The sequence below is a fragment of the Geminicoccus flavidas genome, from assembly GCF_009806515.1.
In the GTDB taxonomy this organism is placed as follows: domain Bacteria; phylum Pseudomonadota; class Alphaproteobacteria; order Geminicoccales; family Geminicoccaceae; genus Geminicoccus; species Geminicoccus flavidus.
In genome coordinates this window covers 1-6,583 of sequence record NZ_WUJP01000135.1, presented here as the reverse complement: position 1 = coordinate 6,583, position 6,583 = coordinate 1, and the positions used below count along the sequence as shown (strand labels likewise).

At 69.1% G+C, this 6,583-nt stretch carries 5 protein-coding genes; 2 read left to right on the top strand and 3 right to left on the bottom strand.

What is annotated here, in order from left to right; all coding sequences use genetic code 11:
• Both malQ and EQG76_RS03680 read left to right on the top strand, forming a co-directional pair.
• On the top strand, nt 1-1,869 hold a 1,869-nt coding region (gene malQ / locus EQG76_RS03685), incomplete at its 5' end, for a 4-alpha-glucanotransferase (protein WP_159710716.1).
• Nucleotides 1,870-1,882: 13 nt separating this feature from the next.
• The gene (locus EQG76_RS03680) at nt 1,883-2,632 is read left to right on the top strand and encodes an SDR family oxidoreductase (protein WP_159710715.1); all 750 of its coding nucleotides are present in this window, start codon (nt 1,883-1,885) and stop codon (nt 2,630-2,632) included.
• Between the two features lie 29 nt (nt 2,633-2,661).
• Here the strand turns inward: EQG76_RS03680 and gabT are convergent, their stop codons facing one another.
• From gabT to speB, 3 genes are all read right to left on the bottom strand, one after another.
• Nucleotides 2,662-3,963 carry a 4-aminobutyrate--2-oxoglutarate transaminase gene (gene gabT / locus EQG76_RS03675; protein ID WP_159710714.1) on the bottom strand — a complete coding sequence of 434 codons (1,302 nt, stop codon included), beginning with the start codon at nt 3,961-3,963 and terminating at the stop codon, nt 2,662-2,664.
• A 15-nt stretch (nt 3,964-3,978) separates the two neighbouring features.
• Nucleotides 3,979-5,664, bottom strand: a complete 1,686-nt coding sequence (locus tag EQG76_RS03670; RefSeq protein WP_159710713.1) for a flavin monoamine oxidase family protein — start codon at nt 5,662-5,664, stop codon at nt 3,979-3,981.
• A 4-nt stretch (nt 5,665-5,668) separates the two neighbouring features.
• The coding region (gene speB / locus EQG76_RS03665; RefSeq protein WP_159710712.1) for an agmatinase at nt 5,669-6,583 on the bottom strand (915 nt) is incomplete at its 5' end.

Genomic DNA, 6,583 nt, shown 5'->3' with positions numbered 1-6,583 from the left:
GCCGGCGAGATTGCCGATTCCTTCGAGCGGCTGGACCAGGAGGCCTGGCAGCGCCTAGTTCCGCGCCTGACGGTCGCCAGGGCCGGTCATGCGCCGGTCGTGGAGATCACCACCGACGATCCGGACCGGCTGGTGACCCTCGAGCTGGCTACCGAGGCCGGCGAGATCCGGCGGGTGACGGTCCAGCCGGGAACGGGCCACGTGGTGGCCAGCCGGCGCCAGGATGGCCGGACCCTGACGCGTTGCCGCGTCGCCCTGCCCGAGGACCTGCCGGCCGGCCGGTGGGAAATCGGCGACAGGGACGAGCCGGCCCGCCTGCTGGTCTCGCCCGGGCGCTGCCACCTGCCCGAGGCGTTGCGGAACGGCGGGCGGCGCTTCGGCATCACCACCCATCTTTATGCGCTGCGCCAGCGCGAGCGCGACAGCGGCATTGGCGATTTCGGCACGCTCGCCCAGTTCGTCGATGCCTGCAGGGCCCTGGGCGCCGACGTGGTCGGGCTGAACCCGTTCCACGCGCTGTTCCTGAGCGATCCTGGCCGCGCCAGCCCGTACTACCCGTCGGACCGGCGCTTTCTCGACCTGCGCTATCTGAGCAGCGTCCTGGATCAGCAATATCTGCCGGCGGATGGCCGCGCGGCCGGCCGGTTCATCGATTACCCGGCGGTGGTCGCCGCCAAGCTCGCCTCGGCCGAGCAGGCTTTTGCGGCGCTGGAGGACCGGTCCGATCTCGATGCGTTCACCGCGGCGGCTAGCCCGGCACTGCTGGCCTTCGCCCAGTTTCAGGCGCTGGAGGAGCGGTTCGGCACGAGCGACTGGACCAGCTGGCCGGACTGGGCGCGCCAGCCGGATACGGTCGGCCAGGAGGTCGATCCGGAGCGGGTCCGCTTCCATGCCTTCGTCCAATGGCAGCTCGACCAGGAACTGGCGCTGGCGGCCGGGCGGGCCGAGGGCATGGCGGTGGGCCTTTACCGCGATCTCGCGGTCGGAGCGGCGCCGTCGGGCGCGGAGTTCTGGTCGCAGCAATGGCGCTTTGCCCAGAACGTCGCGGTGGGCTCGCCGCCGGACCCGTTCAGCGAGAGCGGGCAGATCTGGGGCGTGCCGCCGCTCGACCCGCAGGTCCTGATCCGGGAAGGCATGGCCGCCTGGCGCAACCTGCTGCGGGCCAACATGCGCCATGCCGGTGCCTTGCGCATCGATCATGCGATGACCCTACAGCGGCTGTTTTGGGTGCCGGCCGGAGCCTCGGCACTGGAAGGCGCCTATGTGCGCAACCCGGTCGACGCAATGTTCGCCGAATTGGCCATCTCCAGCCATGAGAACGGCTGCATGGTGGTCGCTGAGGATCTCGGCACGGTGCCCGAGGGCTTCGGCGAGCGGCTGGCGGAAGCCGACATACTGTCCACCAAGGTCATGTGGTTCGAGCGCGACGGCGAGCGGTTCCGGCCGCCGCAGGAATGGCCGGAGCGGGCCGCGGCCTGCATCTCCACCCATGACCTCGCCACGCTCGCGGGCTTCTGGCAGGGGGACGACATCCAGCTGCGCGCCAAGGTGCAGGGTGCGGAGCCCGAGGAAAGCGCCATGGCGGAGCGGGCGCGGGAAAAAGAAGGGCTTGCCGCCGTGATCGGCATCGACCCGGGCGACGAGGCGGCGCTGGCCCCCTCAGCGCACGCGATGCTCGCCCGCACCCCCTGTTCCCTGGTGCTGGCCCAGGCGGAGGATCTGGTCGGCGAGGTGGAGCAGCTCAACCTGCCGGGCACCGACCTGGAGAGACCGAACTGGCGACGCCGGCTGGACGTGCCGGTGGAGGATCTCGCCGAACACCCCTTGGCCCGGCGCGTGGTCGCCGCCATGAAGGCGGAACGACCATGAGGGGGCACCAAGGATGGCTGCACAGAAAATCGCTCTGATCACCGGCGGCGGCAGCGGGGTGGGCCGCGCCACTGCCCTGGCACTGGCCAAGGCGGGCTGGTCGCTGGTGCTGGCCGGCCGCCGCCAGGAACAGCTGGATGCGGTTGCCAAGGAGGCGGCACCGGCGGAGGTGCTAGCCGTGCGCACCGATGTCGGCGACGACGCCTCGGTCCAGAACCTGTTCGCCAAGGTCAAGGAGCGCTTTGGCCGCCTCGACCTCCTGTTCAACAATGCCGGCACGTTCGGTCGCAACGCGCTCCTGGAGGAACTGACCTACGACGACTGGAAGAACGTCGTCGATGCCAACCTGAACGGCGTATTCCTGTGCACCCGCGAGGCTTTCAGGCTCATGAAGGACCAGGACCCGCAGGGTGGGCGGATCATCAATAACGGCTCGATCTCGGCGCACGTGCCGCGCCCCAATTCGATCGCCTATACCGCGACCAAACATGCGGTCACCGGCATCACCCGTTCCACCTCCCTGGACGGGCGAAAGTACAACATCGCCTGCGGCCAGATCGACATCGGCAATGCCGCCACCGAGATGACCGCGAAGATGAGCGGCGGCGTGCCCCAGGCGGACGGCAGCATCAAGCCGGAGCCCAAGATGGACGCGGCGCATGTCGCTGACACGATCGTCCACATGGCGAGCCTGCCGCTGGATGCCAACGTCCAGTTCGTCACGGTGATGGCGACCAAGATGCCGTTCATCGGCCGCGGCTGACTGCGGGTACTGGGGGGCGGCAGGCGGGTTCAGCTCCCCGCCTGGACCGCCTCCGCCTCGACCAGCGCCCGCTCCAGGATCTGCAGGCCTTCCTCGACCACCTCGTCCGGTGCCGTCAGCGGGACCAGGACGCGCAGCACGTTGCTGGCATGGCCCGCTGTCAGGAGCACCAGCCCGTCGCGGCGCGCCAAGGTGGTCACCTTGCGCGCCAGCTCCGGGGCCGGCGCCCAGGTCTCCCGGTCGGTCACCAGCTCGACCGCGATCATAGCGCCCAGCCCGCGGATCTCGCCGATCGAGGTGAGGTCGTTGCGGCGCGCCATCGCCTGGAGCCGGCCGGTCACCAGCTCGCCCAGCGCCAGGCCGCGCCGCAGCAGGTCCTGTTCTTCCAGCACGTCCAGCACCGCCAGCGCCGCGGCACAGGCGATCGGGTTGCCGGAGAACGTGCCACCCAGCCCACCCTGGCCGGGCTTGTCCATGATCTCCGCCCGGCCGATCACCGCGGAGAGGGGAAAGCCGGCCGCCAGGCTCTTGGAAGCGACCACTAGGTCCGGCACCACGCCGGAATGCTCGATCGAGAAATATTTGCCGGTCCGGCCCATGCCGGCCTGCACCTCGTCCGAGATCAGCAGGATGCCGTGGCGGTCGCACAAGGCCCGCAGCTCGTGCAGGAAGCCGAACGGGGCCACTCGGAATCCGCCTTCGCCCTGGACCGGCTCGATGATGATGGCGCAGACCCGTTCCGGGCCGATGTCGTGGCTGAACAGCGCCTCGATCGCGTCCAGGGACTGCCGTTCGCTCACCCCGTGGAAGGCGGACGGGAACGGCGCGTGGTAGACGTCCCCCGGCAGCGGCCCGAACCCGGTCTTGTAGGGCGCCACCCGTCCGGTGAGCGCCAGGGTGAGCAGGGTCCGGCCGTGGAACGCGCCGGAAAACGCGATCACGCCCGGGCGGCCGGTGGCGAAGCGGGCAATCTTGATCGCGTGCTCGTTGGCTTCCGCGCCGGTCGTGAACAGGGCGGTCTTCTTCGGAAAGTCGCCGGGTGCGAGCGCGTTCAGCTTCTCGGCGAGCTCCACGTAGAGCTCGTAGGGCAGCACCTGGAAGGCGGTGTGGACGAAGCCGTCCAGCTGGCGGCGCACGGCCTCGATCACCCTGGGATGACGATGGCCGACATTCTGCACGCCGATCCCGCCGGCAAAGTCGATATAGCGCTTGCCCTCAACGTCCCAGACGAAGGCGTTCTCGGCCCTGGCGGCATAGATGCCGGTGGGATTGCTGACGCCGCGCGCAACCGCTGCCTCGCGCCGGGCCCGCAGGTCCGCGTTGCTCGTCACTGCTGAAGTCTCCGTTCAGTCGCCGAGTGCAATGGGCGCCAGCTCCCGGAACCGGTCGCCGGGGCCGGGATTGCCGGCCGCACCCGTGCCGCCCAGATGGCGTAGCACCCCCCACACCGCGTTCAAGGCCGACGTGACGGCGCCCTCCGCCCAGCCCGCGGTCCAGGACACGTCGTCGCCGGCCAGGAAGATGCCGCGCTGCTCCGGCCGCAGGCCGTCCTGCATGAAATGGCTGAACAGCCGGCGCTGGTAGCGGTAATGACCGGGCAGGTTGGCCTTGAAGGCACCCATGAAGTTCGGGTCCGCTTCCCAGGACACGGTGATCGGGTGGCCGATGATGTGCCGGCGGATGTCGAGGTCCGGGTAGATCTGCGCCAGGCTGTGCAGCATCAGGCGCACCCGCTCGTCCACCGGTAGCGACAGCCATTTCATGGCATCGTCATTCCAGGTGTAGGACAGACAGATCACGCCCGGCTTGTCCTCGCCCTGGTCGAGCAGATAGGTGGCGCGGGTAAGGCGGTCGGAGAGCGTCATGCTCATCCGGTGCCGTCCGGTGGCCGGGTCGATCTCGCGCCAGAACGGCCGGTCGACCAGCACGAAGGTCTTGGATGCCTGCATGTAGTGGGTGCGCTCCATCGCCATCCACATCGGATGGGCGAACAGGCATTCCTCGCAGTCGATCCGGGCCGAGAGCAGCCAGACCTGACACGTGATCACCACTGCTTGGTAGGTGCGGCGGTTGCTCCAGCGGTCGGTGAGGGCGGCCCGTCCGTCCGGGTCACGCTCGATCCGGGCGACGCCGGGCATGGGCATGCCGTTGTGCAGGCCTTTCAGCGAGGTGCCGGCAGGCCAATGCACCAGCCGGTCGGGAGTGCGCTCCCAAAGGCGGACTGGCAACTGCTCCACCCCGCCTTCGACCGTGCGGTGGTCCGCGTCGGCATCGGTATAGACGACGCGCAGGATCTCCAGCATCGAGTTCGGGTAGTCGGTGTCCCAGCCGCCCGTGCCGAAGCCGACCTGGCCGAACACCTCGCGATGGTGGAACGAACGCTGGCCGAAGGCGCGGGAGCGGGCGAGGAAGCCATAGAAGGTCTGCTCGTCCAGCTCCGGCACCAGTCGGTTCCAGATGGCCTTGATCGCCGGGACGTCGCGTGCCCGGATCGCCGCCTGCATCTCGCGGAAGGCGGCTTCCTCCTCCAGGAGTTCCTTCCAGGCAGCCGCCACCTCCTGGAACAAGGGCGGGAGGTCAGCGAGCGTGCGGGCGTAATGGGCCTGACCGCCCAGCTCGATCACCGTGCTGGGAGCGGCAGCGGTCAGCGGGTTCGGAAAAGGATGGGTGCTGAGCCCGACCTTGTCGAAATAGTGAAACAGGGTGGTTGCCGATGGCGGGAAGCGCATCGCCCCGAGTTCGGCGATGGTCCCGTCCCCGCCCTTGAAGGTCTCCGAGCGCAGCCGCCCGCCGATCCGGTCGGCCTCGTAGAGGACCGGCTTCAGCCCGAGCTTCATCAGCTCGTAGGCGGTGACGATCCCGGCGATGCCGGCCCCCACCACCGCGACCTCGATGCCGTGCCGTTCCGCCGGCAAACGGCCCAGCCCGGCCGGGTGGCGGACATGCTCGTCGTAGGCGAACGGGAAGTCCGGCCCGAACATGGTGACCGGCCGGGTATGCGGGCCAGACGATCCAGGCAGAGCCGACGACATTGGCTCAGGCCCGATACTGGACGCCCGGCAGCACGCAGAGCATCTCGAACAGGAAGTTGGCGGCGACCAGGGCGGTGGTGCCGGCCGGATCGTAGGGCGGGGACACTTCGACCAGATCGCAGCCGACCAGGTTAAGTCCGCGGCAGCCGCGCACGATCTCCAGCCCCTGCCAGATGGTGAGCCCACCCACCTCCAGCGTGCCGGTACCGGGCGCGAATGCCGGGTCCAGGCTGTCGATGTCGTAGCTGAGATAGACGGGACCATCGCCCATCATGGTGCGCACCTCGGCCATCAGCGGGGTGAGCGACTTGTGCCAGCACTCCTCGGCTGGGACGACGCGAAAGCCCTTGGAGCGCGTCCAGTCGAACTCGTCCGCGGCGTAACCGGAGCCGCGCAGGCCGATCTGGACGGCGCGCTGGCAGTCGATGGCTCCGTCCTCGATGGCACGGCGGAACGGCGTGCCATGCGCGATCTTCTCGCCGAACATCTGGTCGTTGATGTCGGCATGGGCGTCGACATGGATCAGGCCCACCGGCCCGTGCTTCTTCGCCATGGCGCGCAGGATCGGATAGACCAGCGTATGGTCGCCGCCCAGGCCCAGGGGGATGCAGCCGGCCTGGAGGATCTGGTCGTAATGCTCCTCGATGATGGCGACCGACTTCTTCAGGTCGAACGTGTTGGTCGGGATGTCGCCGATATCGGCCACCTGCAGGCTGTCGAAGGGGGCCGCCCGCGTCGCCATGTTGTAGGGGCGGATCATCGTCGATTCCTGCCGGATCTGGCGCGGGCCGAAGCGCGTGCCAGCCCGGTGCGAGGCGCCGATGTCCATGGGGATGCCGACGAAGCAGGCGTCCAGCCCCTCGGCGGAGGCGGCGGCCGGCAGGCGCATCATGGTGCCCGGCCCGGCGAAGCGCGGCAT